A 21,837-nucleotide genomic window follows, 5' to 3' on the forward strand; every position below is an offset into this window, starting at 1 on the left:
TCTATAAACTCGTCATTGCGAGCGAGGATTGTTGCGTGGCTTGACATAAGTAGCAGTATGTCATTCCTGCGAAGGCAGGAATCCAGGCTAAAAAGCCTTAGCTTATAAGGCTTTTTTCTATATAATTGTAAGTTATAGTTACATCTTTAGTTTAATTTTTCTGGATTCCCGCCTGCGCGGGAATGACATAAGGGGCAGCGGGAATGACATCGAAAATTCAAGCTATGCAATAACGCCTTTAGTCGCTCGCAATGACGCGGTGTTAATCAAGCTATGTAACAACACTAAAAACAATAGGATAAATGAATGGATATTTTTGGCAATAAATTAGCAGATACTGATAGAGAAATTTACGAAATAATTAATAGTGAAAAGCATCGACAAAGAGACGTGGTTGAACTTATTGCCTCGGAAAATTTTACTAGCCGTGCCGTGCTAGAGGCTCAAGGCTCGGTACTTACTAATAAATACGCTGAAGGTTATCCGGGGAAGCGTTTTTATAACGGTTGCGAGGAGGTAGATAAGGCAGAGCTACTCGCCATAGAGCGAGCAAAAAAATTATTTAATTGTCAATATGCCAATGTTCAGCCTCATTCAGGCTCGCAGGCTAATCAAGCAGTTTTTTTGACGTTATTACAGCCGGGCGATACTATCCTTGGTATGTCTTTAGATAGCGGCGGGCATCTGACGCATGGAGCAGCTCCAAACATGTCCGGTAAATGGTTTAACGCGGTTTTTTACAGCGTTGATAAAGACAGTTATTTAATCGATTATGATGAAATAGAAAAACTAGCAATATTACATAAACCAAAGCTAATTATTGCCGGTTATTCCGCTTATCCAAGAAACTTAGATTTTGCCAAGTTCCGAGAAATTGCCGACAAAGTAGGTGCATATCTTATGGCAGATATTGCTCATATCGCAGGACTTGTGGCTGTTGGTGAGCATGCAAGCCCTTTGCCCTTTGCACATATTGTAACTTCCACTACCCATAAAACTTTGCGAGGTCCAAGAGGCGGCTTAATTTTATCGAACGACGAAGAGCTTGGGAAAAAAATCAATCTTGCTTTATTTCCCGGAATACAAGGCGGGCCGTTAATGCATATTATAGCTGCCAAAGCCGTAGCCTTCAAGGAAGCCTTACAGCCTGAATATAAAAACTACATAAAGCAGGTTTTAAGTAATGCTAAAGCTCTAGCGCAAAGCGTACAAGAAAGAGGATATGATATTTTAACCAAGGGTACCGATAACCATATCGTGTTAATAGATTTACGCAAAGACGGTATCACCGGCAAAATAGCCGCCAACTCTTTAGATAGAGCAGGCATTACCTGCAATAAAAACAGCATCCCGTTTGATGAAACCTCGCCCTTTATTACCTCAGGAATTAGGCTCGGCAGCCCCGCTTGCACAACTAGAGGATTTAAGGAACAAGAATTTATATTAGTCGGGCAAATGATCGCCGATATATTAGATAGCCTTAAAGACCATCAGAATAATAGCAAATGCGAGGAAAAAATTCACGCACAAGTAAAAAATTTAGTCAAAAACTTTCCTTTTTATAGTATACTCAAATGATGCAGAAGAGTATGTAGGTTTTTGGAAGTTGTAAAAGTATAGTTATGAATACAAAATTAGTCTTTCCGGGATTTTCGTCAGAAGTAATTAATTTTCTTCAACAATTACAAGCTAATAATAACCGTCTATGGTTTAAAGAAAATAAACATATATTTAAGGATTTATTAGAGCCGGCAGCTAATATATTTGTTGAACAAATGACTCAAAATCTTCAGGAAATTGCCGAAGAACCTATGCAAGGCAAGATTTTTCGTATTTATCGTGATGTACGCTTCAGTAAAAATAACACTCCTTACGACCCGTCTTTAAGAATAGGATTCACCCGCCTAAATACTAAGCAAGCTCAATGTAGTGATTACCCTATGTTTTATTTGTCACTACAACCGGACAAGCTTATTCTCGCTTGCGGTCTACGTGAGTTTTCTAAAAATGGGTTAATTGCTTACCGCGAAGCGATAATTGATAATCAAAGAGGGGCAAAGCTTGAAACTCTTCTCAACAGCTATATCAAGAAGAATTTCAAACTTGATCCGCCGGACTTAAAAAATATACCAAGCGGTTACGATAAAGATCATCCTAGAGAAAATTTATTGCGTCGTAAAAAGCTTGCTATATGGAGTTATTACTCCTCCCTAGATAACATTACTACCCCGAATGCCTTAAAATTTTGTCTTGAACAATATCGTATCATGCAACCTATTTATGAGTGGCTAAAGATACTCACTAGCTTTAGAGAAGAATCAGCTATGCGTAAATATAGCTTCGCTTATTAAGGTCTATATACAGCGTCATCGCGATCGCTTGATACAAGCGAATTTTTCGGCATTCGCCTGTGCTCACGTACTTTAGTACGGTAGCTTAGCTCTTCCTCAAATTCATCTTGTCTGAAACTTTCTGAATTTAGCCGTACCTAGCGAAACCCGTCATTGCGAACGACTGGAGGCGTTGTTGCGTGGATGGTTAAATCGCTTAAAACTTGTCATACCGTGGTCAAACCCACTACTGTACGAACGTTGAAAAAAGGCTGTGTCATGCCGTGACTTGATCACGGCATCCAGGAAAATAAAGCCATATTAGACTTATTTTAGAATCTTTTTATGATATTATAAGCTGGACTGAAGTGGTCGTAGCCACGGAATGACAGAATTTTTACCTCTTTATTTAAACGTTCGTACAGTAGTGGGTCAAACCGGCATTGTTGCATGGCTCAAATTTTTGATGTCATTCTAGCTAAAGGCCATAACTGTCCGAAGTTGAAAAATTAAGATTATTAAATAGTACTTTTTTTGCCGTTAATGCTAAAAATACTACTATTTTGATATATAATAGAGTGAAAAACTCAAACAGTTTCTCTATTTATTTTTCAACTTCGGACAGTTATGGCTAAAGGCGGGAATCCAGATTTTTCTTTGTCATGCTGAACTTGTTTCGGCATCTCTTGCAAAATATCCTGAAATAAATTCAGGATGACTATTATTTTCTAGATTGCCGCGCTCCTTGCAGTCGCTCGCAATGACGATTATGGTAACCACGCAACAACGCCTCTTCGCGGGAATGACATACTGCTGCTTTTATCGAACCGTGCAATAATGCCGGTCAAGTCACGGTATGACACCATACTTGTAATAACTATAATGCGGTAAATTATGAGCCATGCAACAACACCGGCACCTTACAATGCCTCGGTATAACAAATTTTAAGCGTTTTCTTGATCAAGTTTTGCCGCAAGCTTACGCATTTTATTCATATAGAAACCTGTTCCTGCCGGTACTAAACGTCCGACAATAACATTTTCTTTTAATCCAAGCAATTTATCCACTTTCCCGGCAATAGCTGCTTCGGTTAAAACTCTTGTAGTTTCTTGGAACGAAGCGGCAGAAATAAATGATCTCGTTTGCAGCGAAGCTTTAGTAATACCTTGCAATATTGCTTGAGCTTCAGCCGGTTTTAGATTGTTTTTAATAGCTTTCTCATTTATTTCGGTGAATTCACGACGGTCTATTTTTTCACCTATTAATAAGGTAGTTCCGCCGGAATCGGTAACTTCCACTTTTTGTAACATTTGACGAATTATTACTTCTATATGTTTATCGTCAATTTTTACACCTTGCAGGCGGTATACCGCTTGAATTTCTTTTACTATGTAATTAGCAAGTATTTCTACACCCATTACTTTTAAGATATCTTGCAATACCGGATTACCGTCAATTAATAAGTCACCTTTTTTAACAAAATCACCTTCATTTATTACTACGTGCTTACCTTTCGGTACCATATATTCAATAGGGGTTGAGCTATCACCTGGGTGAATAACTATACGCCTCTTGGACTTATAGTCTTTACCGAATTCAATTCTACCGTCTATCTCGGCAATCACGGCATGATCTTTTGGACGTCTTGCCTCTACTAGTTCGGCAACTCTAGGCAGCCCGCCGGTAATATCTTTGGTCATAGTCGATTCTTTCGGAATACGCGCTACTATATCGCCTACCGATATCTGCATTCCGTCTTCCACACTTAAAATTGCCCCGACCGGTAAGTAATATCTAGCTTCCAAGCCGTTTGATAACGTAATGACTTCTCCCTTGCTATCAAGTAATTGAATACGAGGGCGTAACTCTGCGCCGCGTGAATATTGCTTTGATTCAATGATAACTTTGCTGGCAATACCCGTTGCTTCGTCGGTTACGTCACGAATTGAAATACCCTCTACCATGTCCTTAAACAAGACTTTACCGGATTTTTCGGTAATAATCGGCACGGTATAAGGATCCCACTCAGCCAATTTTTGTGTTTTAGTAACTATATCCGTATCATCAACCAGCAATCTAGCACCGTACGGTATTTTATGACGAGCTTTCTCGTTACCTTTAGTATCAAGTAACAATAATTCACAGTTACGACTCATAACAATCTTGCGCCCTTCAGAATTAATAACTACGTTACGGCTTAAGATTTTAACTTTTGCATCGTAAGAAGCTTCTACCGAAGATACTTCCGCACCCTTAGTTGCCGCTCCTCCGATATGGAAAGTTCTCATAGTTAACTGAGTACCGGGTTCGCCGATAGATTGGGCGGCAATCACTCCGATAGCCTCGCCTTCGGCTACTAACGAACCGGTAGCAAGATCTCTGCCATAGCAAGTACTACATAGACCGGTAGCACTTTCACATGTTAAAACGGATTTAACCATGAGCCTATCTAAGCCCGCAGATTCAATTTCTTCTAATTTAGCTTCGTTAATCAGCTCGCCCCTGCTAAGAATTAAATCATTAGTAACCGGATGATAGGTATTAATAGCAACGGTACGCCCTAAAACTTGGTCGGCAAGAGCTACCATAACTTCACCGCCGTCGATAATAGATTTTACTTCAATACCTTTATTTGTTCCGCAATCTTTTTCCGTAATGATACAATCTTGCGCAACGTCAACTAATTTTCTTGTTAAATACCCTGAACTTGCTGTTTTTAGAGCTGTATCTATCTGCCCTTTACGCATTCCGTTGGCTGAGTTAAAGCACTCAAATTCAGTCAGTCCCTCACGGAAATTGGAAATAATCGGCGTTTGAATAATTTGTCCGTTTGACTTAGTCATCAAACCGCGCATACCGCCTAACTGCTTAATCTGTGCAAAAGACCCCCTCGCACCTGAAATAGCCATCATATAAATAGAATTTATTTTTTGATGACTTGGATCATCATTAACCGCGAGCGTCGCAATTTCTTTCATCATGTCATTTGCCACTCTTTCGGTACATCTTGACCAAGAATCCACTACTTTATTATATTTCTCGCCGTAGGTAATTAAACCGTTAGAATATTGTTGTTCAAATTCTTTTACCTCAGTACGCGTTTCTTCTATATGAGTACCTTTAGATTTCGGTACGACCATATCATCCATCCCGAAAGAAATACCGGAAGAACAAGCATATTTAAAGCCGAGTTTCATTAATTGGTCGGCAAAAATTACCGTAGCCTTTTGACCGCAATGACGATATACCAAATCTATTACCGCAGATATATCTTTTTTAGTTAGCGGTTTATTAATAAATTTAAATCCTATGTTAGGACTAGCCGGCAATAATTCACCGACCATTAACCGCCCAAAAGTAGTATCAACTATAGTAGAGGTCATTTCTCCTTCTGCATTTAATTGATTCCGGCGAAATTTTATTTTTGTATGGATAGTTATAAATTTCTCATATAATGCATGTTCCATTTCCGCTAAATCGGCAAATATCATCCCTTCACCGACTTCATTATCAAAAGCAAGAGTTAAATAGTAAAGACCAAGGACTATATCTTTATCGGGAACAATAATCGGTCTGCCGTTTGCAGGGCTTAAGATATTATTAGTAGACATCATAAATACCCTAGCTTCAAGCTGTGCCTCAATCGACAAAGGAATATGTACAGCCATCTGATCACCGTCAAAATCCGCATTAAAAGCGGCACAAACTAACGGATGAAGCTGAATAGCCTTGCCTTCTATCAATAACGGCTCAAATGCTTGTATCCCTAGGCGGTGCAATGTAGGAGCTCTATTAAGCAATACGGGATGTTCCCTTATAACCTCTTCTAATATATCCCAAACTTCCGGTTTTTCCGATTCAACCATTTTTTTGGCCGCCTTGATGGTGGTAGCAATTCCATATAATTCAAGCTTAGAATAAATAAACGGCTTAAATAATTCTAGCGCCATTTTTTTCGGTAAACCGCATTGATGCAGTTTAAGCTCAGGTCCTACCACAATAACCGAACGACCGGAATAATCGACCCTTTTGCCTAAAAGATTTTGACGGAAACGTCCTTGTTTACCTTTTAACATATCACTTAATGATTTAAAAGGACGCTTATTTGCATTTTTTACCGCTTTTCCGCGACGACCGTTATCAAATAATGCATCAACCGATTCCTGAAGCATTCTTTTTTCATTTCTGACTATTATGTCGGGTGCTCTTAAATCAATAAGCCTTTTTAAACGATTATTTCTATTAATTACTCTGCGGTAAAGTTCGTTAAGATCAGACGTTGCAAATCGCCCGCCGTCAAGCATAACTAGCGGTCTTATTTCCGGTGGAATCACCGGTAGGACGTTCATAATCATCCATTCAGGCTTATTTTCCGATTCAAGAAAATCTTCGACTAATTTTAAACGCTTTACTAACTTTTTCTTTTTAACCTCTGAAGAAGTATTTAATAATTCTTCATATAATTGTTCTTTTAATTTGGAGAAATCTAGCTCGGTAAGCATTTGCTGAACAACTTCAGCTCCTATAGATGCAGTAAAACTATCTTCTCCGTACTTATCTTTAGCTTTCTGCAATTCTTCTTCCGATAAAAGCTCGCCCTTTTGAAGGACTGACAGACCGGGATCAACAACTACATAACTTTCAAAATATAATATCTTTTCTATATCTCTCATCGTCATATCAAGAAGCGTACTAATTCTTGACGGTAATGATTTTAAAAACCATATATGAGCAACCGGCGCAGCAAGTTCTATATGCCCCATTCTTTCACGCCTTACCCTAGAAACAGTAACCTCAACGCCGCATTTTTCACAGGTAATACCGCGATTTTTCATACGCTTATATTTACCGCAAAGACATTCATAATCTTTTACCGGACCGAAAATTCTAGCACAAAATAAACCTTCTTTTTCCGGTTTAAAAGTACGGTAGTTAATAGTTTCCGGCTTTGTTACCTCACCGAAAGACCACGAACGTACTTGATCGGGGCTGGCTATATTGATCCTTATTTGATCAAATTGTTGAGTACTACTCAGTTGCCCGTAAAAATTTACCACTCCAGTCATAAATATTTTTCCTTAAAATTTATAAGACGGTTTATATTACTCGTATTTCAAAATATATTCGATATGTAGGTCGTCATTGCGAGCTAGCATTGTTGCGTGAATACTCAAACGTCATTGCGAGCCGCGTAAGCGGGCGCGGCAATCCAGGCTATCCCGAATGTAATGAGGGATTTAATTAGAATGCTAAACTTGTTTAGCATAAAAATATATTTAACTGGATTGCCACGTCGGGACTATGTCCCTCCTCGCAATGACGATGTTTCTGTAACGATTTCAATCCCCTCAACAATTCCCTATCACAATGATAGCCTGAACAAATCCCTAACTTGAAGTTGTATCCTCAAGTTTTACGTTAAGGCATAACGATCTAAATTCTTTTATCATTACATTGAAAGATTCAGGGATACCGGATTCAAAATTATTATCACCGCGCACTATAGAATCATAGATTTTGATCCTACCGTTTACATCATCCGACTTAACGGTTAACATTTCCTGCAATGTATAAGCAGCACCGTAAGCTTGCAGCGCCCAACATTCCATTTCTCCAAAACGTTGCCCGCCGAAATGTGATTTTCCGCCTAAAGGTTGTTGAGTTACTAAACTATAAGGACCGATAGAACGAGCATGAATTTTGTTATCGACCAAGTGATGTAATTTTAGTAAATATTTTTGCCCGACCGTAACTCGGCGATCAAAATATTCGCCGGTTCTACCGTCAATTAATTTTACTTGACCTGAAGTATCTTGATCGGCAAGCTTTAGCATTTCCTTAACGTCTTCAACTTTTGCTCCATCAAATACCGGCGTCGCAAAATATACCCCTTTACTATTTTCTCGACAGAAATTAATAATTTCTTCATCTGACATTTTTAGTATTTGGTTAGCAGTTTCACCGTATAAATGGGATATAAAAGATTTAACTTCCTTTATACTAATTTCTTCATTTTTATATTGAGTAACTAACCCGGATATTTTTTTAGCTAAATTGACCGATGCCCAACCGAGATGCGTCTCTAAAATCTGCCCGATATTCATCCGTGAAGGAAGCCCTAAAGGATTAAGCACAATGTCTACTACTGTCCCATCTTCTAAAAACGGCATATCTTCTTCCGGCATTATACGAGAAATAACCCCTTTATTACCGTGCCTTCCGGCCATTTTATCGCCGGGTTGTAATTTATGTTTAGTAGCAATAAATACTTTTACTACTTTTAAAGCCCCTTGCGGTAAATCATCACCACTTTGCACTTTTTCAACTTTAGTGGTAAATCTTTTATTAAGAATATCTTTTTTCTCATCGTAATGATGTTTTATTTGCTCAATTTCATTCATTACTGTTGAATCTTCAACTATAAGCTGCCAGAATTGACCTTTAGATAAATCTTCTAACATTTTCTTAGTAATCTCTTGACCGACTTTTACTGATTTAGGTCCGTTAACAATTACTTGCCCTGTTAGAATTTTTTCTAATCTGGCAAAAACAAAATGTTCAATAATTGCTAGCTCATCATCTCTATCTTTAGCAAGTTTTTCTATTTGTTGTTTTTCGATAGCGATTGCACGCTCATCCTTTTCAACTCCTCTACGAGAAAATACTCTAACTTCTACTACCGTGCCGCTAACCCCTGAAGGTACATGCAATGATGAATCTTTAACGTCAAAAGCTTTTTCTCCAAAAATTGCTCTTAATAATTTTTCTTCCGGCGTAATCGGCGATTCACTTTTCGGCGTTACTTTTCCGACTAGAATATCACCGGCTTTTACTTCCGCACCGACATAAATTATGCCGACTTCATCAAGATGGCGAAGGTTTTCTTCACTAACATTAGGTATATCACGGGTAATTTCTTCAGGTCCAAGGCGGGTATCTCTTGCGATTACTTCAAATTCTTCAATATGAATAGAGGTAAAAACATCTTCTTTTACTATACGTTCCGATATTAAAATTGAATCTTCAAAATTATAGCCGCTCCATGGAATAAAGGCAACAAGCACGTTTCTACCTAAAGCAATTTCACCGTTATCGGTACTTGGTCCATCAGCTATAATATCGTTTTTCTTAACATGATAACCGACCTTAACTAAAGGCTTTTGATTGATACAAGTATTATGGTTAGATTTCTGAAATTTTAATAAATTATAGATATCAACAGAAGGTGATCCATCGGCTTTTTGCTGAGTAGTTCTAATTACGATTCTATTTGAATCAACTTGCTCAACTATGCCGTCATGCAGAGCTAATACGGACGCCCCCGAATCCTTTGCTACTACCCCTTCAACCCCCGTACCGACAAAAGGCGCATCCGATTTAATTAAAGGGACTGCTTGCCGCTGCATGTTTGAACCCATTAACGCTCGGTTAGCATCGTCATTTTCTAAAAAAGGAATGAGAGAGGCCGCAATAGACACGATTTGCATAGGAGTGATATCAATAAAATCTACTTCATTCGGTTCCGTCAAAGCAAAATTACCGCCTTCAATCCGGCAATTAATAACTTCATCCTGTAATACGCCGTTTTTATCGACTTTAGAATTAGCTTGCCCGATTTTATATTTTCCTTCTTCAATAGCAGACAAGTAAACTACTTCATTAGTTACCTTACCGTTAGCGACTTTTCTATAAGGACTTTCAATAAAGCCGTGTTTATTAATTCTAGCATAGGTAGCCATTGAATTAATTAAACCGATATTTTGACCTTCCGGCGTCTCAATCGGGCAGATACGACCGTAATGAGTAGGATGTACGTCACGTACTTCAAAGCCTGCTCTGTCACGACTCAAACCGCCGGGACCAAGTGCCGACAATCTTCTTTTATGCGTGATTTCCGATAATGGATTAGTTTGATCCATAAATTGAGATAGTTGTGAGGTACTAAAAAATTCTTTTACTACGGACACTAAAATTTTAGAATTCACTAAATCATGAGGCATTACGGTATCAACATCACCCGCCGACATTCTCTCAACTACCGATTTCTCCATCCGAACCAGCCCTATCCTAAATTGATTTTCAATCAATTCTCCGACAGACCTAACCCTTCTATTACCTAAATGATCGATATCGTCGATAATTCCCTTACCGTCTTTCAGCTCTACTAAAACCCTTAAGATATTTTTAATATCATCAGTGGTAAGAACTGTATTTTCTTCAGGAATAGTCAACTCTAATCTGGAATTCATTTTTATCCGACCGACTTCGGAAAGATCGTATCTTTCAGGCTCAAAAAATAAATTATGGAACAAGCTTTCGGCCGCTTCAATATTTGCCGGCTCTCCGGGTCTTAATACTCTAACTATATCAAATAAAGCCGATTCACGATCTTGATTTTTATCGGCAAATAAAGTATTCCTTATATAAGGACCTGATTGAGGATTTATGACTAACACGCCGATAGACGTAATTTTAAGTTCGGCAATAACCTTTAACATATCGGCAGTGATTATTTCACCGACACTCGCCAATATTTCTCCGCTAGCCGGATCTACCAAATCTTCCGATAGATATTTACCGATTAGGGATTCATGCATTACTAAAATATGCTTTATTCCTTCGCTTGAATATTTTTTAGCTAAACGCGGAGTAACTTTTTGACCTGCCTCAAGTATTATTTCACCCGTATCGGCATTTATTAAATCAGTTGTTAAACGATGAGCAGTAATAGATTTCGGCATGAACTCAACCGCCCAACCTCTATCTTTCGCTTGATAAGTTACCGTCTGATAGTAAAATTTTATAATTTCACTAGTATTCATCCCTATTGCTCTAAGTAAAGTAGTAGCATAGAGTTTTCTTTTTCTATCTATTCTAAAATAAACGATATCTTTAGCATCAAATTCCAAATCAAGCCATGATCCTCTGTAAGGAATAACTCTAGCGGAATATAAAAGCTTTCCCGATGAATGTACTTTCCCCTCATCATGATAGAAAAACACCCCAGGGGAACGATGCATTTGAGAAACTACTACTCGCTCCGTACCGTTAATAATAAAAGTGCCGTTTTTGGTCATTAACGGGATATCTCCCATATAGACTTCTTGCTCTTTAATCCCCTTAATTTCCCTTGCGCCGGTATCCTCATCAATATCCCAGATACTTAATCTTAAAGTTACTTTAAGCGGAGCAGCATAGCTAAGACTTCTTTGACTACATTCTTCTACGTCATATTTCGGGGTATCAAATTCATATTTAACAAATTCTAAATTAGCAATATTTGAAGGGTCGGAAATGGGAAAGATAGAGTTTAATATGGATTGCAATCCTTTATTTTTTCTTTCAGGATCTTTTACCGTAAGCTGTAAAAAATTCTTCTCGTAGGAATTTTTTTGAATTTCAATTAAATTCGGTATATCCGCTACTAGATTTATATGTCCAAAATTCTTTCTTATTCGTTTACTATTCGACAAGGGCTGAGTTGTGATATTATCCCTTAATGAAGCCATATAATCTCCTAATAAAACTGTTGCCAACGTTATTTTAATAACAAAAATGAGCTATTTAGTATTCTCTAAATTAACCGGCGTTGTTGCATGGCTCGATCTTACCCCGTCATTGCGAGGATATGCTAGCTATCTCCGTGGCAATCGAGTCTTTGTCATGCTGAACAAGTTTTGCGCATCTCTTGCAAAATATCCTGAAATAAATTCAGGATGACTATTATTTTCTAGATTGCCGCGCTCCGCGCAAATGCTCGCAATGACGATTCCGGTAGCCATACAACAAAGCCAAATTAACTATAATATTTTCTAATTGTGTACAGCTAAATTCAGAAAGATTTAGACAAGATGAATTTAAAGGTGAGCCTGCGCTAGCCGTTAATAATACGTGAACACAGGCGAATCCAGAAAAATTCGCTTGTATCAAGCTTTCTGAATTTAGCTGTAATAACCCTAAAAAATAAAATATCTATAAGCTTCTTCTATACAAAAGAAATTTACAGAAACTTATAGATTTAACTTTAAAAAATTGGTTATACTAAACTATTACGAAACATAATTTTATATAAAAATAATATTGAGTTGCCGATTATATCAGCATTTTTATCAATATATTTTTTTACTTTTAACTAATTAATATTACAAAAATTTATTTTTATAATTTATTTTATTCTTTAGAAAAATCAGCATTTTATATTTAAATATATAATTTACTAAATTTTAATAATTTACAAAAGTGACTTTATTTACTTTAGCAAGTTAAATAATCTAAGTGCTATGCTATAGAGTTTGCTATCCTTAAATGGACGTTGTTGTATGGCTCGATAAAGCAGCAGTATGTCATTCCTAGCTAAAGGCGGGAATCTAGAAAAAATACTTAAAATAAACAAACTTATATAAAAATTTACTATATAATTCGCTTAAATGCTTTTCCGGATTCCCGTTTTCACGGGAATGACATCAAAAATTCGAGCCATGCAACAACGCCCCTTAAATGCGGATAGGGCGACAAATTATCATAAAGCTGATTAAAATAGAACAATCAAGGGTAAGGGGACTTAACCTTGATTGTAAATTAAAGGCTCAAATAATAGCGAAAAGCTAACATTTTTAATGGCAATAACAGATTTAATAATTTTAAATAAAAATAACTATTTGAGGTAAGCCAAGATTTTTTTAATAAAAAATTTTATAAATTTAATATTAAAAAAATACGGCTACTAATTTATAATTAAGAACTAAATCTTAATTACTTTAATTCAACTTTTGCACCTGCAGCTTCTAAGCTTGCTTTGATTTTTTCAGCTTCTTCTTTATTTACGCCGTGTTTAACCGGCTTAGGAGCTTCGCTTACTAAATTTTTAGCTTCTATCAAGCCAAGTCCGGTAATTTCTCTTACTACTTTAATTACTTCTATTTTTTTATCACCGCTACTTACTAATATTACATCAAAATCTGTTTTTTCAGCAGCCGCTTCAGCAGCAACCGGCGCAGCAGCAGCCATTGCCACAGGTGCGGCAGCAGATACGCCCCACTCTTCTTCAAGAGCTTTTACAAGCTCAGCTGCTTGTATTAATGTCAGGGATGATAATTCTTCTTTAATTTTAGCTAATTTTGCCATAGTTTTTTCCTTTTTACTTTAATGTCTTAATTAATTTTTACTAACATACGCCTGTATCACTCTTGCCAAGCTTGATGCCGGCGCTTGTAATACACCCACTATTTTCGTAGCAGGAGCTTGTAACAACCCTATAATTTTACCTCTAAGCTCGTTTAGCGACGGTAACTTAGAAAGCTCTCTTATTGAATGTTCATTTAATAGTTGGTCATTAACTATACCGCCTACTATTTTAAGATTGTCATTAGATTTAGCAAAATCTACAACAAGTTTTGCTACTTCAACCGGATCTTTAGAATAAGCAATAGCAGTAGGACCGGCAAATAAATTAACGGCACCGTCTAGCCCCGATTTATTAGCAGCTATTTTAGCCAAAGTATTTTTAACAACTTTAAAACCGGCTCCTTTAACTTTAAGAGACTCTCTAAGTGAACTAATTTGACTAACCGTTAACCCATGATAATGAGCAACAATTACGGAAGTTGATTCCTTATAAACCTTTTCAAGCTCTTCTACGACTATTGGCTTTTCCGATCTTAACACTTTTTAATTCTCCTTGAATAGTATTACAATATACTGGCTAAATCTATTTTTACTGATGGTCCCATAGTAGAAGACAAATATACCGCCTTTAAATAATTTCCTTTAACACCGGCAGGCTTTGCTTTAATTACCGCAGTGATTAAAGCTTGTAAATTTTTTCGTAAATCTTGCTCCGGAAAAGATAATTTTCCGACGCCTGCATGGATTATACCAGCTTTCTCTGCTCTATATTCCACTTGTCCGCTTTTGGCATTTTTTACGGCAGTCGTAATATCTAATGTTACGGTACCAAGCTTTGGATTAGGCATTAAACCTTTAGGTCCTAAAATTCTTGCAACCGAACCGATGACAGACATCATATCCGGTGTTGCTATGCAGACATCAAAATTAATTTTACCGGCTTTAATTTCTTCAATAATCTCTACCGAGCCGACCATATCTGCTCCAGCTTTCTTCGCCTCTTCTATTCTTTCTTCTTTGCAAATAACTGCAACTTTCACGGTCTTACCGGTACCGGCAGGCAAAGTAATAACTCCTCGTACCATCTGATCGGAATGCCGAGGATCTACACCTAATTTCATTACTATTTCTAAAGTTTCGTTAAACTTTACATATGATGCAGATTTTAAAAATTCAACGCCGCTTGTTAAATTATATAAAGCGGATGAATCTACTTTTTGCCTTGCTTCTCTTATTTTTTTACCGCCGCTAGCTTTAGCGGTAACAATTTTTTTATTTATTGACATATGATTAATTCCCTACAACTTCCAATCCCATGGATTCAGCAGTACCGCGAATAATTTTCGCCGCTGCATTAATATCGTTAGTATTAAGATCAACTATTTTAAGTTTAGCAATCTCACGACAGTCATCCATAGTAACTTTCCCGATCACGACTTCTTTTTTAGTAGCTTTCGATCCTTTTTCAATTTTGGCATATTGCTTTAAATAATAAGATGCCGGCGGCGTCTTAATTTTAAAAGTAAAACTACTATCTTCATAAACGGTAATCACGGTCGGTAAAGGCGTGTTAGGCGCAATACTTTGTGTCGCGGCATTAAAAGCTTTACAAAATTCCATAATATTTACCTTCCGCTGACCGAGCGCAGGTCCGATAGGCGGAGCAGGAGCAGCCTTAGCTGCCGGAATAATTAAATTAATATAACCTTTTATTTTTTTCGCCATTGATAAATCCTTACTTTATTCACGTATGTTATTTGTGAGTTTTATTACTTTTTTTATATCATTCCAGACGTTTTTACTTATCGCTGCCGACTTTGTTGCATGACTCGATACAAGCAACAGCATGTCATTCCTAGCTAAAGGCCGGGCTTTGTTGCACGGCTCTAAAAAAGTGCCGTATGTCATTCCCGCGCAGGCAGGAATCTAGCCGTATTTATGTCATGCTGAACTTGTTTCAGCATCTTTTAGTAGATCCTGAAAAAATTCAGGATGACTTAAAAAGTATTTTTCTGGATTCCCGTTTTCACGGGAATGACATCAAAAATTCGAGCCATGCAACAACGCCGAAGGCAATGCTCGCGTGGATACCGGAATCGTCATTGCGAGGAGGGACGTAGTCCCGGCGCGGCAATCCAGAAAATAATAATTTTCATAGCATTTTTTGCTATTTTTTTCTCCAGATTGCCACGTCGATGCTCCGCATCTCCTCGCAATGACGGGGTAAGATCGAGCCATACAACAACACCCAACCTTCACGAGAATGACAGAGAGCATACTTAACCTGTCCACACAACAACGCCGCCTCGCAATGGCGATTTTTAACCTCGTCAATTTCTTCTTTTACAAAACTGTATAGTACTAATTTATTTTAGTTATTTTTTTTCACTTGCGTAAAATTTAATTCTATCGGAGTTGCTTTACCGAAAATTGATATTGAAACCCTTAACTTATTTTTTTCTTGATCAACTTCTTCGACCATACCTGCGAAAGTTTCAAATGGTCCCTCTGTAACTATAACCGACTCGCCGATTTCAAATAATTTAAAATCCTTAGCTTCTTTAGCTTCTGATTCCAACTTACTAAAAATATTCTGTATTTCGCTTTCAGTAAGAGCTTGTGGAGTAGTTTTACTTCCTAAAAACCCGGTTACCCCCGGTATATTTTTTACTAAATGCCAAGATTTATCGCTCATATTCATCTTTATCAAGATGTAGCTAGGCATAAATTTTTTTTCAGTCTTAACGTTTTTGCCTCGCTTAACCTCAGGCACTCCGAAAACCGGTACTAATATATCTTCAAAAAATTCAGACATTTTTTGCTTAAGTATCTTATCGAGTATCATTTGTCTTATGCGTTTTTCAGAACCCGATAATGTATGAATAACGTACCAACGCATTTCATGTTTTTGAGAATCAGTTAACGTATTACTAATGCTTTGCTCTGTCACAATTTTCCCTATTTACCGGCTATTTAGCAATGTTAAGTAAAATTTGTATTATATTATGTATAGTGTAATCTAGTACTAAACAAATTAAGCTAAAAATAAAAACCGCGACCACTACTATAGATGTTGAAGCAATTAGTTCTTTTTTAGCGGGCCAAACAACTTTATAAGTCTCTTGTTTGACTTGCTCAAAAAATTTATAGATTTTATTTTCTTTAAACATATCCTAAATTGCTAATTCCAAACTATAGCTTCAACCATTAAGGTACAGCGTCATTCATAAAGCTTGATACAAGCAAATTTTTCCGGATTTGCCTGTGTTCACGTACTCTAGTACGGTAGCTTAGCTCACCATTAAATTCATCTTGTCTAAACCTTTCTGAATTTAGCTGTATATACACTAAATTTTGCAAGTTTCGCTTGTGCTCACGTTATTTAGTATACGCGTAGCTTAGCTCGCTCTGAAATTTAATGTCTATACCTTAATGCTTTTTGCTATACAAATCAATTTTTTACTTCTGCCTAAAGGTGGCAGGAGCGACAGGCATCGAACCCGCAACCTCCGGTTTTGGAGACCGGCGCTCTACCGATTGAGCTACACTCCTATCATATTTTAAAAAATAAATCAATATATATTTATTAAAATCCAACTATAAAGGTCTCTAAAGTCCGTCATTGCAAGGAGGCACAGGCGTTGTTGCATGGCTCGAATTTTCGATGTCATTCCTAGCTAAAGGCGGGAATCCAGACTTTTCTTTGTCATGTTGAACTTGTTTCAGCATCTGCTTGTATTAGATCCTGAAATAAATTCAGGATGACTATAATTTTCCGGATTCCCGTTTTCACGGGAATGACACCGAAAATTCGAGCCATGCACCACCACCACTAATGCTTCACAATGGCGTTTTCTATTTCTTAGCTTTGATAGTATCCGCTATTTGAGCCGGTACTTGGTCATAATGAGAGAATACCATGCTATATTGAGCTCTTCCTTGAGACAAAGACCTAAGCATATTGACATACCCAAACATTTCGGCTAAAGGAGCATTGGCAGTAATTACTTGCGCATTAGCACGCGGTTCCATACTTTGGATCGATCCTCTACGACTATTCAAATCACCGATAATATCACCCATATACTCATCGGCGGTAATAACTTCAACTTTCATAATCGGCTCAAGTAATTTTGGGCTACCTTTCGGCATACCTTCTCTGAAGGCAGCTTTTGCCGCAATTTCAAACGCCAAAACGCTAGAATCTACATCATGAAACGCGCCGTCAATTAAAGTAGCTTTAAAATCAATCATCGGATAACCGGCAATAACACCGGTTTCACGAATATTATTTAATCCCTTTTCAACACCGGGAATATATTCTCTTGGAACAGAGCCGCCGACAATTTTACTTTCAAAAATAAAAGTTTTACTTTTATCTTCATCTTTTAAGTCTTTTACCTCTTTTAGAGGCTCAAAAATAATCTTTACACGAGCAAATTGACCGGCACCGCCTGATTGCTTTTTATGCGTATAGTCAATTTCACAAGTCTTAGTAATAGTTTCACGATATGCTACTTGAGGAGCGCCTATATTCGCTTCAACTTTGAATTCTCTTCGCATACGGTCAATGATGATTTCTAAATGAAGCTCACCCATGCCCTTAATAACCGTTTGACCTGTTTCTTGATCGGTTGATACTCTCAATGACGGATCTTCAGAAGCAAGCCTTGCCAGTGCCAACCCCATCTTTTCTTGATCTGCAGTTGATTTAGGCTCTACGGCTAGCTCAATAACCGGCTCAGGGAACTCCATCCTTTCCAAGATAACTTGCCTATCGGCATCAGATAACGTATCACCTGTAGTGGTATTTTTAAGACCTGCTAACGCTACGATAGCACCTGCTCCCGCTTCCTTTACGTCTTCACGATCGTTAGCATGCATAAGCAGCATTCTACCGACTCTTTCTTTTTGTCGTTTTACGGTATTAATAACTGTTGTACCGACACTAATTTTGCCGGAATATATTCTAATAAATGTTAAAGAACCGACAAACGGATCAGTCATTACTTTAAAGGCTAAAGCAGAAAAAGGCTCGGTTACCGAAATTGGAAAATCCCGCTCTTCTTCCGTATCGACATCTATACCTTTTACCGTACCGATATCAACCGGTGAAGGTAAATAATCTACTACGGCATCTAACAAAGGCTGCACGCCTTTATTTTTAAAAGCACTCCCACATAAAACCGGATAAAATTTGCTTTCTATCGTACCTTTTCTTATTAACTTCTTAATTTCCTCTGCCGCTACTTCTTCGCCCGATAAATATTTTTCCATTATCCGATCATCTAAATCAGCAACCATATCAAGCAAACCGGCTCGGTATTTTTCAGCTAACTCTAACATATCCGCCGGAATTTCTTCGTAAAAATATTCAGCTCCTAAAGATTCATCTTTCCAGATCACGGCTTGCATTTTTACTAAATCTATTAACCCTTTAAAATGTTCTTCAATCCCGATAGGTAATTGTAGAACAAGCGGTTTTGCACCCAAACGATCTTTTATCATCTCTACACATCTGTAGAAATCCGCACCCATTCTGTCCATTTTATTGACGAAACACATCCTAGGCACATTATATTTATCCGCCTGCCGCCAAACAGTTTCCGATTGCGGCTCAACACCGGCTACACCGTCAAATACCGCAACCGCACCGTCAAGAACGCGCAACGACCTTTCTACTTCGATAGTAAAATCAACGTGTCCCGGCGTATCGATAATATTAATTTGTTTCCCGTTCCATTCGCAAGTGGTAGCAGCCGAAGTAATAGTAATACCGCGCTCCTGCTCCTGCTCCATCCAGTCCATAGTCGCGCCGCCCTCGTGGACTTCACCTATTTTATGAGACTTTCCAGTATAATATAAAATACGCTCCGTAGTAGTCGTTTTGCCTGCATCAATATGCGCACATATACCGATATTACGAATATCGTTAAGCTTCGCTTTTTCACTCATTTTTAGTTTACCTTATTTCATTTTTTTAGGACTAAAATGAGAGAAAGCTTTATTAGCTTCAGCCATTTTATGAGTATCTTCTTTCTTTTTGATAGCGGCGCCTCTATTATTTGATGCTTCAAATAATTCTTCAGCTAACTTATCGATCATCATTTTTTCGGATCGCTTTAATGCGGCATTAATAATCCAACGTGACGCCAGAGCATACCCTCTTCTTTCATCCACGGGAGCCGGTACTTGGTAATTAGCTCCGCCCACTCTAACCGAAGTCACTTCAAGATAAGGCTTTACATTATTCATGGCATTATTAAAAGCCTCATAAGGTTCTACCTTATGTTTTCTTTCCATCTTATTAAAGGCTGAATAAACTATTTTTTCCGCAAGAGATTTTTTACCTTCTTTCATAATATTATTAATAAATCTTGACAGCAAAGTACTGTTATATTTCATATCAGGTAAAATTACTCGCTTTTCCGCGGCGTGACGACGTGACATTTATTTTTCTCTCTATCTATTAATTATTTTTTTGCAGCTACGGCTTGTTTACGGGAAGCACCGTAACGTGAACGGCCTTGCTTACGCCCTTTAACACCTTGAATGTCATAAGCACCAAGTACTATATGATATTTCACCCCCGGAAGATCAGGAACCTGTCCGCCTCTAACTAATACTCTATCATGCTCTTTTACGCTATGTTTTTCACCCGGTATATAAGCATTAACGCTTCTTTTATTACTTAAACGTACCGTGGCAATTTTACGGAGAGCAGAGTTAGGCTTTTTAGGGGTCACCGTTTTGACTACAAGACAAACACCGCTTTTAAAAGGATTAGCCTCTAAGGCAGGAGATTTTGTTTTACGAGTTTTTGATTTTCTCCCAAAACGTACTAGTTGATTATATGTCGGCATTAAAAAAACACTCCAAAAAACTTTATTCAAAATATACTGTTCGTAAATGAAGAGTTGTCACCTCGTGACTTGTTGCACGGCTTCCAGAATCGTCATGGCGAGGCGCCTCTTGGCGCCGTGGCCATCCAGTTTTTGTCATGCTGAACTCGTTTCAGCATCTCTTATAGTTATATCCTGAAATAAATTCAGGAGGACTATTATTTTCTAGATTGCCACGCTCCTTGCAGTCGCTCGCAATGACGTTTGGGATATCCTCGCACCTCAGACAGCACTAAATTTAAATTATAATTACTTTTTCCATAAAAGCAAGAACGTTTTAATTAACAATTAGCTTTTTCTCTATTATTTTTGCTATATTGCTGATTATCATTACTAAAATGTAATAACAAAAAGCCGCAACAAGTGCGGGCAAAAAATAATTATACGTTTCACCCGACACTATGCTCGCCCTACGCATTAAATCCATCTCGCCGAGCGTCGAAATAATTGCCGATTCTTTTATCAAATTAACCAGCTCGTTTATTAGCGAAGGAAATATATTTTTAATTGCCTGCGGTAAAATTATATCTTTCATTATTAACGCCTTAGGTATAGCAAGAGCTTCCGCCGCCTCAACTTGCCCTTTATCGACGGCATTAATTCCCGCTCTAATTATTTCCGAAACATATGCCCCAGAATTAAGGGAAAAAGCCGTAACTCCGGCGACGAAAACGCTAAATTTAATACCGATTAAATAAGGTAAACCGAAATAAATAATACTTAACTGAATAAGTAAAGGTGTGCCACGAAAAATAGAAGTATAAAAATTTGCAAATAACCTTAATATAAAATTTTTGCTTACTTTACAAATTGCTAATAATATTCCTATTAGCAAGCCTAATATCACGGCAATCACACTATATTTTAAAGTTATTAACGTTCCTTTAACAATAAAAAGGATATGAGGAGAAAATTTTATAAAATATTCAAACATTATAATTTTGGAATAAAAATAAGTGGGGATAAGATAACATCTTGAAATATTTTTTGCAAGGAATCTAATAACTAGCTAGGGCATCGTCAAGTTAAGTTTATGTGCGTTAGATATTATACAGCTAAATTCAGAAAGATTTAGACAAGATGAATTTAAAGGTGAGCCTGCGCTAGCCGTTAATAATACGTGAGCACAGGCGAATCCAGAAAATTCGCTTGTATCAAGCGATCGAGAGGACGCTATACTATCAATATATTACCTATTGATTAGCGTTGTTGCATGGCTCGATAAAAGCAGCAGTATGTCATTCTAGTTAAAGGCGGGAATCCAGACTTTTTATTGTCATGCTGAACAAGTTTTGCGCATCTTTTTTAGTAGATCCTGAAATAAATTCAGGATGACTTAAAAATATTTTCTGGATTCCCGCCTTCGCGGGAAGGCGTTGTTGCGTGGATCGGAAAACAGTGATTTTTTGACCATCTTTACAAAGCCTCGGGGGAATGACATCGAAAATTCAAGCCATGCAACAACACCCTATTGATTAGT

22 protein-coding genes, 1 tRNA gene and 1 pseudogene are annotated in these 21,837 nt (G+C 37.5%); 6 read left to right on the forward strand and 18 right to left on the reverse strand.

Annotated elements, in window-relative coordinates:
- Positions 1–306: 306 nt before the first annotated feature.
- A complete protein-coding gene (glyA, locus tag AAGD64_RS08935) occupies positions 307–1,578 on the forward strand; it encodes a serine hydroxymethyltransferase (protein WP_341793159.1) in 1,272 nt (423 codons plus the stop codon).
- A 44-nt stretch (positions 1,579–1,622) separates the two neighbouring features.
- Complete coding sequence (locus tag AAGD64_RS08940) at positions 1,623–2,351, forward strand: DUF2461 domain-containing protein (RefSeq protein WP_341793160.1); 729 nt, start codon at positions 1,623–1,625, stop codon at positions 2,349–2,351.
- Positions 2,352–2,359: 8 nt separating this feature from the next.
- Here the strand turns inward: AAGD64_RS08940 and AAGD64_RS10655 are convergent.
- From AAGD64_RS10655 to rpoC, 3 genes and pseudogenes are all read right to left on the reverse strand, one after another.
- Positions 2,360–2,488: pseudogene (locus AAGD64_RS10655) on the reverse strand (palindromic element RPE3 domain-containing protein); the annotation flags it as partial.
- 13 nt (positions 2,489–2,501) lie between these two features.
- On the reverse strand, positions 2,502–2,627 hold the full coding sequence (locus AAGD64_RS08950; RefSeq protein WP_341793161.1) for a hypothetical protein: 126 nt from the start codon (positions 2,625–2,627) through the stop codon (positions 2,502–2,504).
- 648 nt (positions 2,628–3,275) lie between these two features.
- Positions 3,276–7,397, reverse strand: a complete 4,122-nt coding sequence (gene rpoC / locus AAGD64_RS08955; RefSeq protein ID WP_341793162.1) for a DNA-directed RNA polymerase subunit beta' — start codon at positions 7,395–7,397, stop codon at positions 3,276–3,278.
- 162 nt (positions 7,398–7,559) lie between these two features.
- Here rpoC and AAGD64_RS08960 point away from each other — a divergent pair, with 162 nt between their 5' ends.
- Entirely contained in the window at positions 7,560–7,727 is a 168-nt protein-coding gene (locus tag AAGD64_RS08960; RefSeq protein WP_341793163.1) for a hypothetical protein, read from the forward strand.
- Here AAGD64_RS08960 and rpoB read toward each other — a convergent pair.
- Positions 7,719–11,840 carry a DNA-directed RNA polymerase subunit beta gene (rpoB, locus tag AAGD64_RS08965; protein WP_341793164.1) on the reverse strand — a complete coding sequence of 1,374 codons (4,122 nt, stop codon included), beginning with the start codon at positions 11,838–11,840 and terminating at the stop codon, positions 7,719–7,721. The genes AAGD64_RS08960 and rpoB overlap by 9 nt on opposite strands.
- Positions 11,841–11,886: 46 nt before the next feature.
- On the opposite strand from rpoB, the gene AAGD64_RS08970 reads away from it, so the two are divergent.
- On the forward strand, positions 11,887–12,051 hold the full coding sequence (locus AAGD64_RS08970) for a hypothetical protein (RefSeq protein WP_341793165.1): 165 nt from the start codon (positions 11,887–11,889) through the stop codon (positions 12,049–12,051).
- Between the two features lie 3 nt (positions 12,052–12,054).
- On the opposite strand, the gene AAGD64_RS10660 is transcribed toward AAGD64_RS08970, so the two are convergent.
- The 7 genes from AAGD64_RS10660 to AAGD64_RS09010 all read right to left on the reverse strand — a co-directional run bounded on the left by AAGD64_RS10660 (position 12,055) and on the right by AAGD64_RS09010 (position 15,363).
- Complete coding sequence (locus tag AAGD64_RS10660) at positions 12,055–12,261, reverse strand: hypothetical protein (protein ID WP_410526073.1); 207 nt, start codon at positions 12,259–12,261, stop codon at positions 12,055–12,057.
- Positions 12,262–12,580: 319 nt separating this feature from the next.
- Positions 12,581–12,724 carry a hypothetical protein gene (locus AAGD64_RS08985; protein WP_341793166.1) on the reverse strand — a complete coding sequence of 48 codons (144 nt, stop codon included), beginning with the start codon at positions 12,722–12,724 and terminating at the stop codon, positions 12,581–12,583.
- A gap of 359 nt (positions 12,725–13,083) precedes the next feature.
- Complete coding sequence (gene rplL / locus AAGD64_RS08990; protein ID WP_253308425.1) at positions 13,084–13,455, reverse strand: 50S ribosomal protein L7/L12; 372 nt, start codon at positions 13,453–13,455, stop codon at positions 13,084–13,086.
- A gap of 30 nt (positions 13,456–13,485) precedes the next feature.
- A complete protein-coding gene (rplJ, locus tag AAGD64_RS08995; protein ID WP_341793167.1) occupies positions 13,486–13,995 on the reverse strand; it encodes a 50S ribosomal protein L10 in 510 nt (169 codons plus the stop codon).
- A gap of 23 nt (positions 13,996–14,018) precedes the next feature.
- Entirely contained in the window at positions 14,019–14,741 is a 723-nt protein-coding gene (gene rplA / locus AAGD64_RS09000; protein ID WP_341793168.1) for a 50S ribosomal protein L1, read from the reverse strand.
- A 4-nt stretch (positions 14,742–14,745) separates the two neighbouring features.
- Positions 14,746–15,180 carry a 50S ribosomal protein L11 gene (gene rplK, locus AAGD64_RS09005; protein ID WP_253308422.1) on the reverse strand — a complete coding sequence of 145 codons (435 nt, stop codon included), beginning with the start codon at positions 15,178–15,180 and terminating at the stop codon, positions 14,746–14,748.
- A 15-nt stretch (positions 15,181–15,195) separates the two neighbouring features.
- A complete protein-coding gene (locus AAGD64_RS09010) occupies positions 15,196–15,363 on the reverse strand; it encodes a hypothetical protein (protein ID WP_341793169.1) in 168 nt (55 codons plus the stop codon).
- On the opposite strand from AAGD64_RS09010, the gene AAGD64_RS09015 reads away from it, so the two are divergent.
- Together AAGD64_RS09015 and AAGD64_RS09020 are read left to right on the forward strand one after the other, a co-directional pair.
- Positions 15,357–15,575 carry a hypothetical protein gene (locus AAGD64_RS09015; RefSeq protein WP_341793170.1) on the forward strand — a complete coding sequence of 73 codons (219 nt, stop codon included), beginning with the start codon at positions 15,357–15,359 and terminating at the stop codon, positions 15,573–15,575. The two genes, AAGD64_RS09010 and AAGD64_RS09015, sit on opposite strands and share 7 nt — an antisense overlap.
- On the forward strand, positions 15,490–15,738 hold the full coding sequence (locus tag AAGD64_RS09020; RefSeq protein WP_341793171.1) for a hypothetical protein: 249 nt from the start codon (positions 15,490–15,492) through the stop codon (positions 15,736–15,738). The genes AAGD64_RS09015 and AAGD64_RS09020 overlap by 86 nt, the downstream gene beginning before the upstream one ends.
- 88 nt (positions 15,739–15,826) lie before the next feature.
- Here the strand turns inward: AAGD64_RS09020 and nusG are convergent, their stop codons facing one another.
- The 7 genes from nusG to AAGD64_RS09060 form a co-directional block, all read right to left on the reverse strand.
- A complete protein-coding gene (gene nusG / locus AAGD64_RS09025) occupies positions 15,827–16,405 on the reverse strand; it encodes a transcription termination/antitermination protein NusG (RefSeq protein WP_253308421.1) in 579 nt (192 codons plus the stop codon).
- A 19-nt stretch (positions 16,406–16,424) separates the two neighbouring features.
- Entirely contained in the window at positions 16,425–16,625 is a 201-nt protein-coding gene (gene secE, locus AAGD64_RS09030; protein ID WP_341793172.1) for a preprotein translocase subunit SecE, read from the reverse strand.
- Positions 16,626–16,931: 306 nt separating this feature from the next.
- Positions 16,932–17,007: transfer RNA gene (locus AAGD64_RS09040), tRNA-Trp, on the reverse strand.
- Between the two features lie 303 nt (positions 17,008–17,310).
- A complete protein-coding gene (gene fusA / locus AAGD64_RS09045) occupies positions 17,311–19,410 on the reverse strand; it encodes an elongation factor G (RefSeq protein WP_341793174.1) in 2,100 nt (699 codons plus the stop codon).
- 12 nt (positions 19,411–19,422) lie between these two features.
- Positions 19,423–19,905: a 30S ribosomal protein S7 gene (gene rpsG / locus AAGD64_RS09050; RefSeq protein ID WP_253308417.1), complete on the reverse strand. Its 483-nt coding sequence runs from the start codon at positions 19,903–19,905 to the stop codon at positions 19,423–19,425.
- A 23-nt stretch (positions 19,906–19,928) separates the two neighbouring features.
- Entirely contained in the window at positions 19,929–20,318 is a 390-nt protein-coding gene (rpsL, locus tag AAGD64_RS09055; protein WP_253310106.1) for a 30S ribosomal protein S12, read from the reverse strand.
- Between the two features lie 316 nt (positions 20,319–20,634).
- Positions 20,635–21,291, reverse strand: coding sequence for an amino acid ABC transporter permease (locus AAGD64_RS09060; protein ID WP_253308416.1), 657 nt, complete (start codon positions 21,289–21,291; stop codon positions 20,635–20,637).
- Positions 21,292–21,837 lie beyond the last annotated feature (546 nt).

Origin of the sequence: Rickettsia endosymbiont of Ceutorhynchus obstrictus (genome assembly GCF_964026565.1) — a bacterium.
GTDB lineage: Bacteria > Pseudomonadota > Alphaproteobacteria > Rickettsiales > Rickettsiaceae > Rickettsia.